The organism is Mycobacterium sp. DL440 (assembly GCF_011745145.1).
In the GTDB taxonomy this organism is placed as follows: Bacteria; Actinomycetota; Actinomycetes; order Mycobacteriales; family Mycobacteriaceae; genus Mycobacterium.
Genome location: NZ_CP050191.1, coordinates 1,757,272 through 1,774,380, shown reverse-complemented (window position 1 = coordinate 1,774,380; position 17,109 = coordinate 1,757,272). Strand labels below are relative to the sequence as shown.

General features: G+C 66.5%; 18 protein-coding genes and 1 pseudogene. 3 read left to right on the top strand and 16 right to left on the bottom strand.

Annotated features, from left to right (window positions below; genetic code table 11):
• From HBE63_RS31335 to HBE63_RS08800, 9 genes and pseudogenes are all read right to left on the bottom strand, one after another.
• Positions 1–210, bottom strand: a pseudogene (locus HBE63_RS31335) (pyridoxal 5'-phosphate synthase lyase subunit PdxS); the annotation flags it as partial.
• Positions 211–337: 127 nt separating this feature from the next.
• Entirely contained in the window at positions 338–1,408 is a 1,071-nt protein-coding gene (locus HBE63_RS08835; protein ID WP_166904414.1) for an NUDIX domain-containing protein, read from the bottom strand.
• Positions 1,409–1,410: 2 nt separating this feature from the next.
• Positions 1,411–2,535, bottom strand: coding sequence for a glycosyltransferase family 4 protein (locus HBE63_RS08830; protein WP_166904413.1), 1,125 nt, complete (start codon positions 2,533–2,535; stop codon positions 1,411–1,413).
• A 34-nt stretch (positions 2,536–2,569) separates the two neighbouring features.
• Complete coding sequence (locus tag HBE63_RS08825) at positions 2,570–3,481, bottom strand: phosphatidylinositol mannoside acyltransferase (RefSeq protein WP_166904412.1); 912 nt, start codon at positions 3,479–3,481, stop codon at positions 2,570–2,572.
• Positions 3,478–4,164 carry a phosphatidylinositol phosphate synthase gene (gene pgsA, locus HBE63_RS08820; protein WP_166904411.1) on the bottom strand — a complete coding sequence of 229 codons (687 nt, stop codon included), beginning with the start codon at positions 4,162–4,164 and terminating at the stop codon, positions 3,478–3,480. The genes HBE63_RS08825 and pgsA overlap by 4 nt, the downstream gene beginning before the upstream one ends.
• Positions 4,161–4,733, bottom strand: coding sequence for an HIT domain-containing protein (locus tag HBE63_RS08815; RefSeq protein ID WP_166904410.1), 573 nt, complete (start codon positions 4,731–4,733; stop codon positions 4,161–4,163). Before HBE63_RS08815 ends, pgsA begins: the two co-directional genes overlap by 4 nt.
• Entirely contained in the window at positions 4,730–6,784 is a 2,055-nt protein-coding gene (gene thrS / locus HBE63_RS08810; protein ID WP_166904409.1) for a threonine--tRNA ligase, read from the bottom strand. Before thrS ends, HBE63_RS08815 begins: the two co-directional genes overlap by 4 nt.
• Positions 6,785–6,845: 61 nt before the next feature.
• Positions 6,846–7,277: a TIGR02611 family protein gene (locus tag HBE63_RS08805; RefSeq protein ID WP_166904408.1), complete on the bottom strand. Its 432-nt coding sequence runs from the start codon at positions 7,275–7,277 to the stop codon at positions 6,846–6,848.
• Complete coding sequence (locus tag HBE63_RS08800; RefSeq protein ID WP_166904407.1) at positions 7,274–7,906, bottom strand: PaaI family thioesterase; 633 nt, start codon at positions 7,904–7,906, stop codon at positions 7,274–7,276. The genes HBE63_RS08805 and HBE63_RS08800 overlap by 4 nt, the downstream gene beginning before the upstream one ends.
• 31 nt (positions 7,907–7,937) lie before the next feature.
• Here HBE63_RS08800 and HBE63_RS08795 point away from each other — a divergent pair, with 31 nt between their 5' ends.
• On the top strand, positions 7,938–8,435 hold the full coding sequence (locus HBE63_RS08795) for a DUF1990 domain-containing protein (RefSeq protein ID WP_166904406.1): 498 nt from the start codon (positions 7,938–7,940) through the stop codon (positions 8,433–8,435).
• On the opposite strand, the gene HBE63_RS08790 is transcribed toward HBE63_RS08795, so the two are convergent.
• The 7 genes from HBE63_RS08790 to HBE63_RS08760 form a co-directional block, all read right to left on the bottom strand.
• Complete coding sequence (locus HBE63_RS08790) at positions 8,432–9,406, bottom strand: glycine betaine ABC transporter substrate-binding protein (RefSeq protein ID WP_166904405.1); 975 nt, start codon at positions 9,404–9,406, stop codon at positions 8,432–8,434. The genes HBE63_RS08795 and HBE63_RS08790 overlap by 4 nt on opposite strands.
• On the bottom strand, positions 9,403–10,170 hold the full coding sequence (locus HBE63_RS08785) for an ABC transporter permease (RefSeq protein WP_166904404.1): 768 nt from the start codon (positions 10,168–10,170) through the stop codon (positions 9,403–9,405). The genes HBE63_RS08790 and HBE63_RS08785 overlap by 4 nt, the downstream gene beginning before the upstream one ends.
• On the bottom strand, positions 10,167–11,321 hold the full coding sequence (locus tag HBE63_RS08780) for an ATP-binding cassette domain-containing protein (RefSeq protein ID WP_166904403.1): 1,155 nt from the start codon (positions 11,319–11,321) through the stop codon (positions 10,167–10,169). Before HBE63_RS08780 ends, HBE63_RS08785 begins: the two co-directional genes overlap by 4 nt.
• On the bottom strand, positions 11,318–11,965 hold the full coding sequence (locus HBE63_RS08775) for an ABC transporter permease (protein WP_166904402.1): 648 nt from the start codon (positions 11,963–11,965) through the stop codon (positions 11,318–11,320). The genes HBE63_RS08780 and HBE63_RS08775 overlap by 4 nt, the downstream gene beginning before the upstream one ends.
• 106 nt (positions 11,966–12,071) lie before the next feature.
• Positions 12,072–12,872 carry an SDR family NAD(P)-dependent oxidoreductase gene (locus tag HBE63_RS08770; protein WP_166904401.1) on the bottom strand — a complete coding sequence of 267 codons (801 nt, stop codon included), beginning with the start codon at positions 12,870–12,872 and terminating at the stop codon, positions 12,072–12,074.
• An 18-nt stretch (positions 12,873–12,890) separates the two neighbouring features.
• Positions 12,891–14,165, bottom strand: a complete 1,275-nt coding sequence (locus tag HBE63_RS08765; protein WP_166909561.1) for an NtaA/DmoA family FMN-dependent monooxygenase — start codon at positions 14,163–14,165, stop codon at positions 12,891–12,893.
• Between the two features lie 32 nt (positions 14,166–14,197).
• Entirely contained in the window at positions 14,198–15,139 is a 942-nt protein-coding gene (locus HBE63_RS08760) for an LLM class flavin-dependent oxidoreductase (RefSeq protein WP_166904400.1), read from the bottom strand.
• A 163-nt stretch (positions 15,140–15,302) separates the two neighbouring features.
• Here HBE63_RS08760 and HBE63_RS08755 point away from each other — a divergent pair, with 163 nt between their 5' ends.
• Together HBE63_RS08755 and HBE63_RS08750 are read left to right on the top strand one after the other, a co-directional pair.
• Positions 15,303–16,262, top strand: coding sequence for an ABC transporter permease (locus HBE63_RS08755; RefSeq protein ID WP_243858574.1), 960 nt, complete (start codon positions 15,303–15,305; stop codon positions 16,260–16,262).
• A gap of 80 nt (positions 16,263–16,342) precedes the next feature.
• On the top strand, positions 16,343–17,107 hold the full coding sequence (locus HBE63_RS08750) for an ABC transporter permease (RefSeq protein ID WP_243858573.1): 765 nt from the start codon (positions 16,343–16,345) through the stop codon (positions 17,105–17,107).
• Positions 17,108–17,109 lie beyond the last annotated feature (2 nt).

The following is a 17,109-nucleotide window of genomic DNA, read 5'->3' as shown; positions in this document are numbered from 1 at the left end:
CGCCTTGGCCATCACCGGGATCGTGACCGCGGAGATGATGCCCTCGATCATGTCCGGATCGCTCATCCGCGACACCCCGCCCTGGGCACGGATATCAGCAGGAACGCGCTCCAGCGCCATCACGGCGACGGCTCCCGCACCTTCGGCAATCTTGGCCTGCTCGGCGGTGACAACGTCCATGATCACGCCGCCCTTGAGCATCTCAGCCATCCCACGCTTCACCCGCGCGGTACCGGTCTGGTTGCTCGAACCGTTCTGCGCCGCGGTATCCACTGCAATCTCCTCCAAAGTCCTACTGATTCAGTCTAGTAGAGCCGCCAAATCCATTAAATCCGCATCACCGGATGGCTTGCAGCTCGCGATTCGCAGATCCCTGCGTATTCGCCAGCGTCGCTGCGGGCTGCTCGGCCAGTTCATTGGCCTGAGCCAGCAGCTCACCCAGTTGAAGCGGATACACGGCCTCCCCGCCGGCAACCAACTCGGCGATCATTCTTGCATCGCACCAGCGGTGCCCGTGAATGTAGTGCCGTTCCAGCGTCGTGCGCCCCGTCGCCGACGGTTCGAACCGGGTGGTCCGGAGGATGAAGAAGTACTCCTCACTGCGGATCACCGAGGCGTTGAAGTCGATGACGGCCTCGCGCCGCCACACCGGCCCGACCAGCTCGGCCGGCTTCGCCTGCAACCCGGTCTCCTCGGCCAGCTCACGCACCGCCGCGGCCGCCATGTCCTCGTCGGGACGGACAGCGCCGCCGACGGTGAACCACCACCGCGGCGCCGGTTTGTCCGGGTCGTCGAGAGCAGGGTCGCTGCCGTGCAGCAGCAACACCGCGCCGGTCTCGTCGAGCAGCACCACACGTGCGGAGGTCCGACGGCTCACCGGGTTCACCCCCACATTGGGCGCAGCCTGGGCGTCGGGACTCTCCACGATCTCGAAATAGGTTGGCAACGCGGCGGTTCCACCGAGTCGAAGCGCGCGCACCATCGGGCGCTCCCGCAACGCCAAGGTGTCGCGGACGGCGTCGTTGTGGAAGCGCCGGGCCAGCAGCACCCGGGCTTCGGCATCGGCGAGTTCGGCGACCAGCGCCACCGGCAGCTCGGCCGGGTCGACCACGGCCAGTGCGGCCGACAGATCGTTCTCGGCGGCCTCACGCGCCGTACGCGGGGCCCGCTCGGCGGCATCCGCCAGCTTCGCCAGACGTTTGCCCTCGGGAGCGCCGGCGTAGGCATCGACGGCGACAGCACGGGCCACGACCGCCCGGCGGGCCAGTACGCCGTCCAGCGCCTGCCATGAGAGGTCGTAGCGCACGTGGAGCCGGTCGAGCCGGTTGGCGGTCTGATACGCCCATCCTCCGACGAGCAGCAGGACCACCAGCAAGGCCAGCGCCGCGATCACTATCCAGGTCGACATGATTAGTCGCCCACCTGCACTTTCACCCCGGGGCTTGCCACAGTCTCGTACACCCGCATGATCTGGCCGGCCACCACCGACCAGTCGTACCGCGCAACCCTGTCGGTGGCCGCCTCGATGTACCGCTCGCGCAGCGCATCATCACCGAGGACCTCGATCAGCGCGTCGGCCAGGGCGTCGGCATCGCCGACCGGGACCAGGCGACCGGCCTCGCCCTGATCGAGAACGCGGGCGAAGGCGTCCAGTTCACTGGCCACCACGGCTGTGCGGGCCGCCATCGCCTCGACCAACACGATGCCGAAACTCTCGCCGCCGAGGTTGGGCGCGCAGTAGACATCGGCGCTGCGCATGGCCGCGGCCTTCGCGTCGTCGTCGACCTGCCCCAGGAAATGCAGGTGCCCGGCGAGCTCACCGGCCTCCTCACGCAACGTGTCCTCGTCACCGCGGCCCACGACCAGGATCTCGATGTCGGCGAACCGCCGGACCAGTTTCGGCAGGGCACCCAGCAGCACCGGCATGCCCTTTCGGGGTTCGTCGAAGCGCCCGAGGAACAGCACGCTGCGGCCGGGCCGCGGATACCCCTCCAGCCGAGGCGCATTCGCGAACGACGGCACATCGACACCGTTGGGGATCTCGACCGCGTCCGAGCCGAGCGCCTCCATCTGCCAACGGCGGGCCAGGTCCGACACCGCGATGCGGCCGACGATCTTCTCGTGGAACGGGCGCAGGATCCCCTGAAACACGCTGAGCGTCAACGATTTTGTCGTCGAGGTGTGAAAGGTCGCCACGATCGGCCCCTCGGCGGCCTGTAGTGCCAGCATGGACAGGCTGGGTGCATTGGGCTCGTGCAGGTGCAGTACGTCGAAGTCGCCCTCGGCAATCCACTTCTTGACCCTGCGGTGGGTGGCCGGTCCGAACCGCAGGCGGGCTACCGAACCGTTGTACGGGATCGGGACGGCCTTGCCGCCCGACACCACGTAGTCGGGCAGCTTCACATGCGGCGACGACGGCGCAAGGACGCTGACGTAGTGTCCGCCGGCGCGCATCACCTCGGCCAGTTGCAGCACATGGGATTGCACACCGCCCGGCACATCGAACGAGTACGGGCAGACCATCCCGATACGCATGGCTAGCTCCGTCGCCTCTTCGCGCAAGCGCTCATCAGGTGGTACCCAGTCGGGCACGACGTTCGTCGGACAGATCGGCCAGCCACTGCGGCTGCAGCATGTGCCAGTCGGCGGGATGCGCCGCGATGTTCTCCTCGAACTGGTTGGCCAACTGCTGGATCACCATGGAGACGTTCCCCGAGGAGGTGTCGATCGCGTCGAAAATCTCGACCACACAATCGTCCCCGTCGTAGTGGACATGCGCCGGATGCAGCGGCGCGCCGGTTTCGATCGCCAACTTGGCCGGCCCGGCGGGCATCCGGGTGGGCTCGCCGAAGAACTCGACCTCCACACCGCTGCGGGTGAGGTCCCGATCGGCCATCAGGCAGACGAACATGTTGTCCCGCAACCGTTCCGAAAGCACCTCGAACGGCGGACGCTCCCCACCGGAGAGCGGGAAGACCTCGAATCCGAGGCTCTCCCGGTAATCGATGAAGCGCCGGTACAGCGACTCGGGTTTGAGCCGTTCGGCGACGGTGGCGAACGGTCCGAACTGCTGGGCCAGCCACACCCCGGCCATGTCCCAGTTGCCGCTGTGGGGCAGCGCCAGCACGCCACCCAGACCGGCCTCCTTGTCGGCCCGCAGCTTGTCCGCGCCGACGAACACCTCGTCGAGTCGCTTGGCCACAGCGGTCAGGTCCATCGACGGCAACCGGAACGCCTCCCGCCAGTACCGGGCGTAGGAGGCCAGTGCAGCACGCATCAGCTCCTCCGGCACCTCGGCCGGGGGCACCCCGATCACCCGCGCCAGGTTCTTGCGCAGCTGCTTCGGACCACCACCACGGGAGGCGTAGAGGGCGCCCGCGTCGAACACGTTGCGCGCCACGATCTCCGGCATCGCGCGGACCAGCTGCCAACCTGCGGCATAACCCAGATCGGTCACCTGCCCGGACAGCGGAATGTTCACGAGGCTCCCGGATCCGTTGTGTCGCCGCCCTCGGGCTCTGAGGACTGCAGTGGTTGCAGCGGGTCCATGGCACCCGCCGAAGTGCGCACCGAGTGCAGCCGCTGCGCCACGGTGATGACGCTGGCCACGGCCAGCAGCCAGGCGGCGACGTGCAGCAGCCACGGCACATGCAGGATCGGCACACCCGACAGCCCGGCACCGACCAGCACGATCACCAGCCGCTCCGGGCGCTCGATGATCCCGCCGTCACCGCGCAGTCCGCTGGCCTCGGCTCGCGCCTTGATGTAGGAGATCACCTGTGAGGTGACCAGGCAGATGAGGATCGCCACCACCAGTGTCGCGCTGCGGAGGCCGAATGCCGCCCACCACAGCAGGCCGGCGAACACCGCGCCGTCGGCTATCCGGTCACACGTCGCGTCCAGCACGGCGCCGAACCGGGTGCCGCCGCCGCGTTCGCGGGCCATCGCCCCGTCGAGCATGTCCGCGAGGACGAAGACGAACACCGCGAAAGCGCCCCACCACAACTGGCCCATCGGAAACAGGGTCAGCGCGGCGGTGACCGACCCGGCGGTGCCGACGATCGTGACGATGTCGGGGGTGAGGCCCGCGCGCAACGCCGCCTTGGCCACCGGCCGCGACAGCTTGGCGTAGGCCGCCCGGCTCATCAGGAACAGATTGCTCACGGCTGGCGGGCCCATTCCGTGGCGAGCAGCTCCCGGGTCTCGCTCAGCAGCTGCGGAATGACCTTGGCGCCGCCGATGATCGTGATGAAGTTCGCGTCGCCACCCCAGCGCGGCACCACGTGCATGTGGAGGTGCTCGGCCAGCGATCCCCCGGCCGAGATGCCCAGGTTCAGTCCGACGTTGAATCCGTGGGGGCGCGAGACGGCCTTCATGACGCGGATCGCCTTCTGCGTGAACGCCATCAGCTCAGCGCTCTCGGCCTCCGTGAGGTCCTCCAGTTCCGACACCCGCCGGTACGGCACCACCATGAGGTGGCCCGGGTTGTACGGGTAGAGGTTGAGCACCGCGTACACCAGTTCGCCGCGGGCCACCATGAGCCCGTCCTCGTCGGACATCTCGGGGATGTCGGTGAACGGCTGGGAGGATGAGGCCGACCCGGCAGAATCCTCGGAGCCGGCCCCCTTCACCGCATTGACGATGTAGCTCATCCGGTGCGGGGTCCACAACCGCTGCAGGTGGTCGGGTTCACCCACGCCATGGTCGACGATCGACCGCTTTTCGTCGGTCACTGGCTGGTTCCTACTTTGACCAGATCGGCCGTCGGCACCGCATTGTTGCGGTCGGCGATCCATTTCACGATCGCGTCCACGGCCTCGTCGCGAGGTACACCGTTGATCTGGGTGCGGTCACCGAACCGGAAGCTGACGGCGCCGGCTTCAAGGTCCTTGCCGCCGGCCAGCAGCATGAACGGAATCTTCTGGTTGGTGTGGTTGACGATCTTCTTCGCCATCCGGTCGTCGCTGCTGTCGACCTCGACCCGCACACCGCGCGACTTCAGCTGGGCGGCAACGTCATACAGGTAGTCCAGGTGGGCATCGGCGACCGGGATACCGACCACCTGCACCGGCGCCAGCCAGGCCGGGAACGCGCCCGCGTAGTGCTCGGTGAGCACCCCGAAGAACCGTTCGATCGAGCCGAACAGGGCCCGGTGGATCAGCACCGGACGCTGCCGGCTGCCGTCGGCGGCGGTGTACTCGAGCTCGAATCTGTCGGGCATGTTGAAATCCAGCTGGATGGTCGACATCTGCCAGTTGCGACCCAGCGCGTCCTTGACCTGAACCGAGATCTTGGGGCCGTAGAACGCCGCGCCGCCCGGATCGGGCACCAGGTCCAGGCCCGAGGCCTCGGCCACCGAGCGCAGGGTCTCGGTGGCCTCGTCCCACATCTCGTCGGAGCCCACGTACTTGTCGGGATCCTTGGTGGACAGCTCCAGGTAGTAGTCGTCCAGGCCGTAGTCCGAGAGCAGGTCGAGCACGAACTGCAGCAGCGAGATCAGCTCGTCGCGCATCTGCTCACGCGTGGTGTAGATGTGCGCGTCATCCTGCGTCATGCCGCGCACCCGGGTCAGCCCGTGCACCACGCCGGACTTCTCGTACCGGTACACCGACCCGAATTCGAAGAGCCGCAACGGAAGTTCGCGGTACGAGCGGCCCCGCGCCCGGTAGATCAGATGGTGCATGGGGCAGTTCATCGGCTTGAGGTAATAGTCCTGCCCGGGCTTGCGCACCGTGCCGTCGTCGTTGTACTCCGCGTCGATGTGCATCGGTGGGTACATGCCGTCGGCGTACCACTCCAGGTGGCCCGACGTGATGTAGAGGTGTTCCTTGGTGATGTGCGGGGTGTTGACGAACTCGTAGCCGGCTTCGGAATGCTTGCGCCGCGAGTAGTCCTCCAGCTCCTTACGGATCACACCGCCCTTGGGATGGAACACCGGCAGACCGGAGCCGAGCTCGTCGGGGAAACTGAACAGGTCCAGTTCGACACCGAGCTTGCGGTGGTCGCGGCGCTGCGCCTCCTCGATGAGCTCCAGGTGACGGTCGAGGGCCTCCTGCGACTCCCAGGCGGTGCCGTAGACGCGCTGCAGGCTGGCGTTGTTCTGGTCGCCGCGCCAGTACGCGGCGCTGCTGCGAGTCAGTTTGAACGCCGGGATGTACTTGGTGGTCGGGATGTGCGGGCCACGGCACAGATCACCCCAGACCCGCTCCTTGGTGCGGGCGTTGAGGTTGTCGTAGGCGGTGAGCTCGTCGCCGCCCACCTCCATCACATCCGGGTCGCCGGACTTGTCGTCGACCAGCTCGAGCTTGTAGGGCTCGTTGGCCAGTTCCTCGCGGGCCTGATCCTTGGATTCGTACACCCGGCGGGCGAACAGCTGACCGTCCTTGACGATCTTCTGCATCCGCTTCTCGAGCTTGTCCAGGTCCTCGGGCGTGAACGGCTCGGCGACGTCGAAGTCGTAGTAGAAACCGTCGATGATCGGCGGCCCGATACCCAACTTGGCCTGCGGGAAGAGGTCCTGTACGGCCTGAGCCAGCACATGGGCGCACGAATGCCGGATCACGCTGCGGCCGTCATCGGTGTTGGCGGCCACCGGCGTCACCTCGACATCGGTGTCCGGGGTCCAAGAAAGATCACGCAGGCGCCCCTCGCCGTCACGCACCACCACGATCGCATCCGGGGTCCCACGACTGGGCAGATCCGCCTCGCGCACCGCCGCGCCGGCGGTAGTCCCGGCCGCGACCCGGATCGGGGCAGCGGGGGCTGGGCTGGGGGCGGCGCTCATCGGGGAGTCTCCTACCATGCGAGGGCTAGTGCGAACGCTGTCATGCTATCGGTGGGCCTGATCAGGACCCCAGCCCGATAGGGCTCTTGAGCCACTGCTGCTCCAGTCCGACCAGTCCGGCGCTCCAGCCGACGACACCGAACAGCCACAGCGTGCCCACCACGAACAGTCCGGTGAACGCCGCGCTGATCCCCTTGACCGCGATGTGCTGGCGATCGAACCACGCCATCACGGCGTCGTAGCGGGCCCGGACGTAGCGCAGCGCCCGCTTCGCGAAGTCGAATTCGCTGGCCAGGATCGCCAAGCCGAGAAACACGATGGCCCAACCAGGACCCGGGTACGGGATCGCCACGATGCCGACCGCCAGCACGAGCGTGCCGACGACACCGACCGCGATCCGGTAGGTGAACTCGACGGCCGGACGTGCACGCAGCCGGTCCCGCCACGCCGTCCAGCGCCGCTTGGCCTCGGCCAGGTTTTCGGCGACGCTCATGGCTGTCCCGGCTTCAGCCGGACGAACAACGCCTCGGCGTCGGTGAGCACATCCTGACCATCGAGCAGCCGCCCCTCGACGAAGATCTTGCGTCCCTCGATTCGGGTGATGCCGGCATCCACCTGGAGGTCCTTCTCGATCGGGACGATCCTGCGGTAGTTGACATGCAGATATGCGGTGCGCTGATACATACTGCCGGTCAGTTTGGCCGCGGTGTAGCCGAGCAGTGAATCGAACAGCAACGCCAGTGAGCCGCCGTGCGCCGCGCCGTTGCGGCCGAGGTGAAAGCGCCGGAATCGGGCCGTCCCGGCGATCCGGTTGTCGACAGTGCGCTCCAGATGCACCGGCACGTTGTTGACGTTGCCACGGTTGGGCAGGTCCATGCGCCGACCGGACGGGGAATTCCATTCGTCGGCTTCGTAGGGTGCGAGCAGCACCGACACCTTCTCGATCAGGTCGGCGGCCTCGGTGATGACCTCGTCCGGAGCGTCGACGCTTCGGGCGTGGTCCTGCAGGGTGCGCACCGCCTCGATGAACCGGCCGTAATCCGGGCCGCCGCGATCGGTGGGATCGGGCGGATTGAACCCTCCGCCGGGGTGCGCGCTGGCGGTGTCGATTTCTGGGGCCACGAAACCACCGTATTGGTGCCATGGTGGTGACGTGAAACTGCACGAGCTGGCGCAGCTGTCATTGACCTATCCGGAGGTGGGCGCCACCGCCGGCGAGCTGCCCGCGGGCTACCGCCACATCCGGGCGTCGGCGATCATCGGCACCGGCCGCGACCGCTTCGAGCGGGCCGGCGCGGAGGTGTTGCGCTGGGGCATGCAGCGCGGCGCGGGCCTGCGGGTGCAGGCCACCACCGACGCCGCCGCGGTGGGCACCGAGTTGCTGGTCCGGCTTGGTCCGGTGCCCGCACCGTGCCGGGTGGTCTATGTGCTCGACGAACCAGACCGGCGGGGCTTCGCCTACGGCACCCTGGCCGGGCATCCCGAGTCGGGTGAGGAGTTGTTCTCGGTTCGCTACGACCCGGCGACCGACACGGTGCACGCCGAGGTGGCCGCCTTCTCCCGGCCGGCCACGTGGTGGAGCCGGTTGGGCGGACCGGTGACGCGCCTGCTCCAGCGGGTGGTGACGCGCCGCTATCTCACCGGCATCTAACGGGCGGTGATGAAACCTCGGTCCACCATCCAGTCGCGCGCGACGACACTCGGATCCCGACCGTCCACGTCGACCTGTTTGTTGAGTTCGATGATGACGTCGTTGGTGAGCGCTGCGGTCACCGGCGCGGTGACCTCGGCGATCTGCGGATGCGCCTCGTAGAACTCGCGTTTCATCGTGACAGACGGGTTGTAGTGCGCGAAGAACTGCTTGTCGTCGATGAGTACCTCGAGACCCAGTGCGGCGATGCGGCCGTCGGTGGTGAACACCTCGCCGAAATCGCACTGCGTGCCGTCCGCGGTGGCCTGGTAGATAATCCCGACTTGAAGGATCGGCGTCTGCGCCCGGGCCGGGTCGAAACCGTAGGCGGCCGCCATCCCCGGAAAGCCGTCCTGCCGGGCCCGGAATTCGGTGTCCACACAGGTTTTCGCCGCCGCCGGGTTGGTCCGGACCAGTTCGGCGTACTCGGACAACGTACGCACGCCGGTCTTTTCGACCACACGCTTGCTCGCCGCGAGCGCATACGTGTCGTCCATCGGTCCCGGCGGTAGCCAGACCATGTCGTTGCGGGCCAGGTCCTCGTCGCGGACCGCGTCGAATTGCGCCCGACTGTCGGGTATCGGCTTCTCATGCCTGAGATAGTTGATCCAGGCGTTGCCGGTGAACTCGTAGGCCACGTCGATCTGCCCGGAAAGCTGTGCCTCCCTGGTACTGCGTGAACCGACGATGCCGGTCAGATCGCGCACGTCGGCGCCCGCGGCGGCCAGCGTGTATTCCAGGATGTAACCCATGATGACCTGCTCGGTGTACTCCTTGGACCCGACGGTGATCTTCACGCCTTCCAACGCGGGGTGGGGTGTGATCGACCCCGGCCCTACCTGCAACGGAACCGTGCCGCCGGAGCCAAGGCCGCAGCTGGCCAGTACCAGTACGCACACCACTGCCGCCAGCACGCGCGGTGCCCACCTCATCGAAGGCCCTTGGGGTTGAGAAAGTACTCGGCCAGCCCGCCGAGCCAGTCGACCAGCAGCGCCAGGCACACCGCGAGCACGCTGCCCAGGATCAAGGTCACGTTGTCCTGCAGTTTGTAACCGGTGTCGATGAGGATCCCCAGGCCACCCGCATTGACGAGGAACGACAACGTCGCGGTACCCACCGCGAGCACGAGCGAGGTTCGCAGCCCAGCCAGAATGTAGGGCACGGCCAGTGGCAGTTCGACCCGCAGCAAAATGGACTCTCGCGACATCCCCTGACCGCGACCGGCGTCGATCAGTGCCTTGTTCACCTGATCGATGCCAAGGATCGTGCTGGCCAACACCGGGAGCAGCGAGTACAACGCGATCGGCAGCACACCGATCCAGAAACCGGTGTCGGCCGTCCACAGGAACAGCAGCACCAGCAGACCGATCGCCGGTGCGGCCTGACCGATGTTGGCCACGCCGATGAACAAGGGCCGCAACAATTTTGCGCCGGGCCGGGTGACCAGCACACCGAGCGGTACTCCGACCGCGAGCACGATGGCGGTGACCGTGAAGGTGATCAAGAGGTGCTGCCAGATCAACGACGCCACATTGCCCGGGTTGATGTTCTCCTTCTGCGTGTCGGTCAGATCCCGGTTGAATGCCCAGAACACCACCACGGCACCCACCACCAGCACCAGCGCCGGCTGGAACAGCAGCCGCAGCCGTTCGGCACGGCCTGTGGTCGCGGCGGAACGTTCGGTGGTGGTGGTCACGAAGAGCGGTTCTCTTCGTTTGCCTGCGACCGCAACCTGGTGATGGTGTCGATCAGGGTGTCCAGGGTGACCACGCCGGCGTACCGGTTCCCTGCCCCGGTGACGACTGCCGAGGCATGTTGTTCGGCGAGAATGGCTTCCAGTGCATCTTCGAGGGTGGACTGCGTGCTGACCACGTCGAGCGGCTCGACCACGTCGGCGAGTGTGTGTGCGTCGGTCAGCTTGCCGGCCCGCACCCAGCTGACCGGTCGGTCCAGATCGTCGAGCACCACTGCCCAGTCGAATTCGCCGGCGGCCAACTGGTTCCGCACGTACTCCACGGTGTCGTCGGCCCGCACAGCCACATGCTCCTGTAACTGAACGTCCTTGACCCGTTGCAACCCGAGTTGACGCAGCGAAGCCCCCGAACCCACGAAACCGGCGACGGTGTCGTCGGCGGGGCTGGCCAGAATCGTTTGGGGCGTGTCGTATTGGAGCACCTTCGACCGCTGCCCGAGCACCGCGATGCGGTCGCCGAGTTTGACGGCCTCACCGAAATCGTGAGTGACGAATACGATGGTCTTGTGCAATTCGGTCTGTAGCCGCAGTAATTCATCCTGCAGCGCGCTGCGGGTGATGGGATCAACAGCCCCGAACGGTTCGTCCATCAACAGCACCGGTGGGTCGGCGGCGAGTGCACGTGCCACTCCCACCCGCTGTTGCTGTCCACCAGACAGCTGACGGGGGAAGCGGTCGGCGTACTCCCCCGGCGCCAGCCCGACCATGTCGAGCAGCTCGTCGACCCGCTCGTTGATCCGCTTGCGGTCCCAGCGCAGCAGCCCAGGCACCAGGCCGACGTTCTGCCGGATGGTCATGTGCGGGAACAGCCCGGCCTGCTGGATGGAGTATCCGATCGACCGGCGCAGTTGGGTCGGCTTGATCGACAGCGCATCCTGGTCGCCGATCATGATGCGACCGGAGCTGGGTTCGCTGAGCCGGTTGATCATCCGCATCATGGTGGTCTTTCCGCATCCCGACGGGCCGACGAACACCACCACCTCGCCGGCCGGGATGTCCAACGACGCGTCGTCGACGGCAGGCTGGTCGGCCCCCGGATACACCTTCGACACATGGTCGAGCACGATGCGTGCGCCGGTAACTGCGGTGGTCATCGAATGCCTTTCGATGTGGTGAGCCGTCCGATCAGGACGAGCAGCGCGTCGAGGACGAGCGCGAGGATGACGATCAACAGAGTTCCGGTCAGTGCCATCGGGAGGGCGGTGGGGCTGCCGACGCGGGCCAACCCGGAAAAGATCAGGTTGCCCAGGCCCGGCCCTTTGACGTAGGCGGCGATGGCCAGCACACCCATCGACATCTGAGTGCTGATCCGGATGGCGGACAGGATCGACGGCCACACCAGCCGCAGTTCCACCCGGCCCAGTGTCGCGAGCCGTCCCATGCCGATTCCCCGCGCGGCATCGATCAGGGCCGGGTCCACGGCGTTCAGTCCGACGATGGTGTTGCGGATGATCGGCAGCAGCGAGTACAGGACCAGCGCGGAGATGCTGGTGGCAACCCCGAGGCCGAACAACGGGATCAACAGACCCAGCAGGGCGAAAGCCGGAACGGTGAGGATGACGCTGGAGGTGGTCGTCGCCAGGCTGGCCGCCAGCGGATTGCGGTAGGTGAGCACTCCGACGGTCACGCCGATCAGCGCTGCGATCAGCACACTCTGCACCACGGCGCTGACATGCTGATAGGAGTCGAAAAGCAGCTGTGCGTGGTGGGCGGTGACGTAGTCCCACAATGCTGTCACTGGCGAATCTCCACCCGCTCCACCTCGATCTCACGTCTCGACATCAGCCAAGCACCAACGGTAGAGGCTTGACGCGGGTTGTGTTCGAAATGAATCAAACTCCAGGTCAGCGCAACACCACGGCGCTGGGTTCCCGTGGCGCACCCAGTAGGTCCCGGTGTGACGGCGGGACCCGGCCGCACTCGTCGGTGATCCCGTAGCGGGTCGCGAGTTCGGCACCGATCACGGTGTGCCCGGACAGCTGCTGCAGCTCCGGGTCGCGGTACAGCGCATCGATGAGATAGCCGGTGAACTCCGGGGTTTCGGCATGTTCGGCGGTCTTGGCGAGGGCATCGGGGTGCCCGGTGAACGCGGATTTCAGTTTCTCGGTGAGCAGGATGCCCATCCAGATCGACACCGTCGACACCCCGGTGTCGGCGAAGTCGACGGCCATGTCGGCGGCCAGCTTGTCTATGCCTGCCTTCTGCGCGCCGTACGCCGGGCCGTGCATGTAACAGACCGAGCCGGGTGACGAGGTGAACGCGATCAGGCCACGCTCACCAGCCAGCAGCAGCGGTGCCGCGTGCCAGGATGCCACGTAGGCCGAGCGCAACCCCACATCCAGTACCTCGGCCAGCTCGATCGGCTTCTCCCAGAAAGGCTTCGGGTTGACCAGATCGTCGTGGATCGCCGCGGCGTTGTTGACCAGGAGGTCCAGCCGGCCCTCCTGCTCGCCGATCCGCTCGAACAGCGCACCCACGGCCGCGTCGTCGGAGTGGTCGAGCTGTACCGCGATGCCGCCCTTCCCTGGATCGGTCACCGTGCGCCCAGTGACGTAAACCCGCCAGCCGGAGGCGAGCAGGGCCGCGGCAATCCCACGGCCTGCGCCGCGGCTCGCCCCGGTGACGACAGCGATCGGGGTATCCACGGCTACCAACCTACGGCGTTACGCCAACCTCCCCGGTACGAGGCTCAGCGCACCGACTGGATGTGGCTGTCCCGTGAACCTCTCACGCAAGGTCGACTCGGCGTACTCGGTACGGAACAGTCCGCGCTCCTGCAGCAGTGGCACCACCTCGTCGACGAAGATCTCCAGGCCATCGGGAAACACGTCGGGCATCAGGTTGAACCCGTCCGCGGCGCCGGCCAGGAACCACCGTTCGATGGTGTCGGCGACATCGACCGGCGATCCGACAATCACCCGGTGGCCGGCCCCGCTGAACTCACGGACGGCCTGCCGCAGCGTGAGGTCACGGCTTTCGATCAAGCGCACCACCGATTCCCGGAACCCCAGGGAGGCACCGAATTTCGCCGGATCGTCGACGTCGCCGAGTAAGTGTGCCGGCACCGGTCCATCCAGCGGATGGTCAGAAAGATCCTCTCCGAGCGCCTGAGACAGCCGCTCCAGGTCGTGGCCGGGCGGCAGCAGGCCGTTCTGGTCGGAGAACCGGCGCTCGGCCTCGGCCTCGGTGCTGCCGATCGTGGTGATCAGCCCGGGCAGGATCTTGACGTCGCTACGCCGGCGACCGTAGGCCACCGCAACGTCCTTCACGTAGCGGTAGTGGTCGATTCCGGCACCCAGGTCGAGCTCGGCGCTGAACACCGCATCGGCGACACGACCGGCGAGTTCACGCCCCTGCGGTGATCCACCAGCCTGCACCAAAAGTGGATACCCCTGCGGCGACGGTCCCTGCGGCAATGCGCCAACCACGGTGAAAGCCTCTCCCTGGTGGTCGATTCCGCGGCCGCTGGGGTCGGCGGCGTCGCGCCACAGCGCACGGACCACGTCGACGAATTCGGCGGCCCGCCGGTACCTGACGTGTCGGTCCGGGTAGTCGGCGACACCGAAGTTGGCACCGGCGGGCACCGAGTACGTCGTGACGACGTTCCAGGCCAGGCGACCACCGGAAAGTTGGTCGAGGGTGAGCAGCCGATGTGCCAGCTCGACGGGATCGTTGAATGTGGACGACAACGTCCCGATCAGGCCCAGGTGTTCTGTCTCGGCGGCCACCGATGCCAGGATGACGCTCGGCTCCAGTGCCTGCGACGGACGTAGCGCGGGATGCTCGCGCAACGCCGGCCCGTCGGCCAAAAACAGCGCGTCCAGCTTTCCGCGCTCGGCAAGCTTCGCCATCCGCACGTAGTAACCGGGGTCGGCGAATGCGGTCGCCGGTTCGCTGGTCCGCCGCCACGCGCCGGTGTGGATACCGAGATTGAGCACGTTCACGTTCAGGATCAGTTGGCCTGATTGAGTCACAGTCGTCCTCCCGGGTTGGGTACGGTCTCGAACACCGTCGGATTGCCGGTCAGGTCGGGCTCCGCGGGCGCGGGGACACCCAACTGTTCACGCAATGTCCCGGTCCCCCTGTTGCTCAACAGTTCCCGCTTGCGGACAGCTGGCAGGACCTCGTGTAGTACCTGGTCCAAATCGGACGGGTCGATCCTCAGCAGCACTCCCGATACCTCGGGGTGACCGGCGATCCGCTCGAGCGCGGCCTCGATCGAATCGGCTGATCTCAGCCGCACCACGGCCCTGGCGGCTGCCGGGATCGGGTCACCGTCCTCGACGATCAGGTAATCGGCGGCGCCTGCGCCGGTGTCGCCATCGCATCCGGCCTGCCGCCACACCGGAAGATCGCCCTGCACCGATCCGGGCACGTTGAGCGGGCCGGCGATGTCATACGTGTTGTGCACGTCGGCCCGACGGATTCTCGACACATCGGAGAACACTCCGTTATCCAGATCCCCCACCACCGAGCCCAGGGGCCAGGTTCGCCACAGTGTCCGCACCGCGACGATGGCGTCGTCGGTGTGCGCCGCGCCGAGGTCGGCACCGGTCCAGGTGTCGGTGGATGCGTTGAGCGCGATGCTGTGGTCGAAGTCCAGCGCCAGCCAGCCGACCCGGCCGTGTGCGGCGTGATCCACCGAAACCAGCCTGCGGGCCAGGTTGTACGGGTGATCCCGATGCGCCGCGGCCGCGACAACCAGCCCCAGACGGCTGGTGTGCCGCGCCGCGACGGTGGCGACCAGCGACGGGTCGAGGCCTTCGGTCGTGAGACCGGTGGCCTCACCGCGCTCGGCACCGATCACCCAGTACGACACCCCGGCCGCCTCCAGCCGCCCGGCCAGGCCCGCGATGCCGGCTTCGAGACCGTCGCCGGTCACCTCAACTCCAACGGTGAGTGGTAACCCCATGCGCACCACCGTGTTCCAACATCCCGCCCAGGACAACGGTTGGGATCACGGATACTCCAATTGCCCACGGAGGCAACAGTTAAGCTGAACTGAACTGTCGGCTTAAAGTTCCTAAAGCTGCGAATGATTGCTGCACCCGCGGCGCCCCCTTAGCGTTCGAGCGGTGTTGAACTTCACCCTGCGGCGGATCGGCCAGTCGATCATCGTGATCGTATTGGCTTACACTGCAGTGTTTTTCGTTCTCAACGTGCTGCCGGGCGATCCGATCGAGACGCAGATCTCCAATCCGGAGAACCCGATCTCCGATCAGGATGCGCAGGTCCTGCGCGATTATTACCGGCTCAGCGAACCGGCGATCGTGCAGTTCGGCGTATCGGTACAGCGGTTGTTCACCGGGGATCTCGGATACTCGCTCAACAGCGGGCAATCCGTAGCGCGACTGATGGCGCACGCACTGCCCTCGACGCTGGCATTGGCCGGTGTGGCGTTCATCCTGGCCGCACTGCTCGGCTTCGTCGTCGCTCTTGCCGCGGTGTTCGCACCATGGTCACCGGTCCGCGAGTTCGCGCGGATACTGCCGCCGGCTTTCCTGTCCATTCCCGTGTTCGTCACCGGACTCGTGGCACTGCAATGGTTGTCGTTCAGCCTCGGATGGGTATCGGCCGTACGCGACGAGGGGTTGCGGTCGACGGTCCTGGCCGCGCTGCCACTGGCACTGCCGGTGGCCGCGCCGATCGCCCAGGTGTTGATCCAAGGACTCAGCAATGCGGCCGCCCAGCCGTACGTGGAAGTGCTGCGAGCCAAAGGGCTTGACGACGGGCGAATCATCTTCGGCCATCTGGTCAAGAATGGCTCGATTCCCACCGTCACGATCGTGGCCATCGCGGTCGGTGAACTGCTGGCCGGATCAGTGATCACCGAAACGATCTTCAACCGCACCGGGATCGGCTATCTCACCGAGACGGCAGTCCGCAACCAGGACACACCGATCATCCAGGCGGTGGTCATCACCGTGTCGGTCACGTTTGTCCTGGTCAATCTCGTGGTGGATGTCATCTACCCCCTGATCGACCCACGCATCGAGAGATCTACCACTCCGAGAGGCGCGCTGGTGCCCGCATGATCCTGACCGACAGACTGTCTGCGATACCTGTTCCCAGGCTGGCCCACCGGGTCAGAATCAATCCTTGGGACGTCCCACCGATGTTGTTGTTGCTGCTGGTCGCCGCAATGATCGTCGCGCCATCGGCCATCGCACCCTACGATCCGCTGCAGGAGAATCCGAATCTTCCGCTCGCCGGTCCGAGCCTCGCGCACCCGTTCGGCACGGACTACATCGGCCGCGACCTGCTCAGCCGGGTGATCGCCGGCACCGGCACCACCATCGCCGGGTCGTTCATCGCCGTGGTGATCGGACTGCTGGTGGGAACGATTCTCGGGCTGCTGGCGGCCTACTTCGGCCGGATCACCGACAGCGTCGTCGGCCGGATCATCGATGTGCTGCTGTCGATCCCGACGCTGCTGCTGTCGATAACCATCATCGTGGCCCTCGGCTTCGGCACGGTGAATGCCGCGATCGCAGTGGGTATCTCGTCCATCGCCGTGTTCGCCCGGCTGGCCCGATCCGAGGTGCTGGCGGTGCGGAACCTGCCTTTCGTGGAAGCCAGTGCACACTTGGGCGCCGGCCATCTCACCCTGCTGTTCCGGCACATCCTGCCGAATTCCTACTCCGCCGTGCTGGCCTTGGCGGCCCTGCAGTTCGGCGCCGCGATCCTGGCGATCGCGTCGCTGAGCTTCCTGGGCTATGGAGCACAGCCGCCCGAACCCGAATGGGGACTGCTGATCTCCGAGGGACGCAACTACATCAACTCCGCACCGGGCCTGGTGTTCTTCCCGGCACTGGCGATCGTGTTCACCGTGATGAGCCTGTCGCGGCTCGCCCACATCATCCGAGAGAAGGTCGGCTGAAA

What these genes read in the sequence shown, in the direction of transcription:
- HBE63_RS08760 (WP_166904400.1), bottom strand. Translation starts at nt 15,139, where the DNA reads ATGGGGTTACCACTCACCGTTGGAGTTGAGGTGACCGGCGACGGTCTC.
- thrS (WP_166904409.1), bottom strand. Translation starts at nt 6,784, where the DNA reads ATGAGCGCCGCCCCCAGCCCAGCCCCCGCTGCCCCGATCCGGGTCGCG.
- HBE63_RS08835 (WP_166904414.1), bottom strand. Translation starts at nt 1,408, where the DNA reads ATGTCGACCTGGATAGTGATCGCGGCGCTGGCCTTGCTGGTGGTCCTG.
- HBE63_RS08750 (WP_243858573.1), top strand. Translation starts at nt 16,343, where the DNA reads ATGTTGTTGTTGCTGCTGGTCGCCGCAATGATCGTCGCGCCATCGGCC.
- HBE63_RS08830 (WP_166904413.1), bottom strand. Translation starts at nt 2,535, where the DNA reads ATGCGTATCGGGATGGTCTGCCCGTACTCGTTCGATGTGCCGGGCGGT.
- HBE63_RS08805 (WP_166904408.1), bottom strand. Translation starts at nt 7,277, where the DNA reads ATGAGCGTCGCCGAAAACCTGGCCGAGGCCAAGCGGCGCTGGACGGCG.
- HBE63_RS08790 (WP_166904405.1), bottom strand. Translation starts at nt 9,406, where the DNA reads ATGAGGTGGGCACCGCGCGTGCTGGCGGCAGTGGTGTGCGTACTGGTA.
- HBE63_RS08780 (WP_166904403.1), bottom strand. Translation starts at nt 11,321, where the DNA reads ATGACCACCGCAGTTACCGGCGCACGCATCGTGCTCGACCATGTGTCG.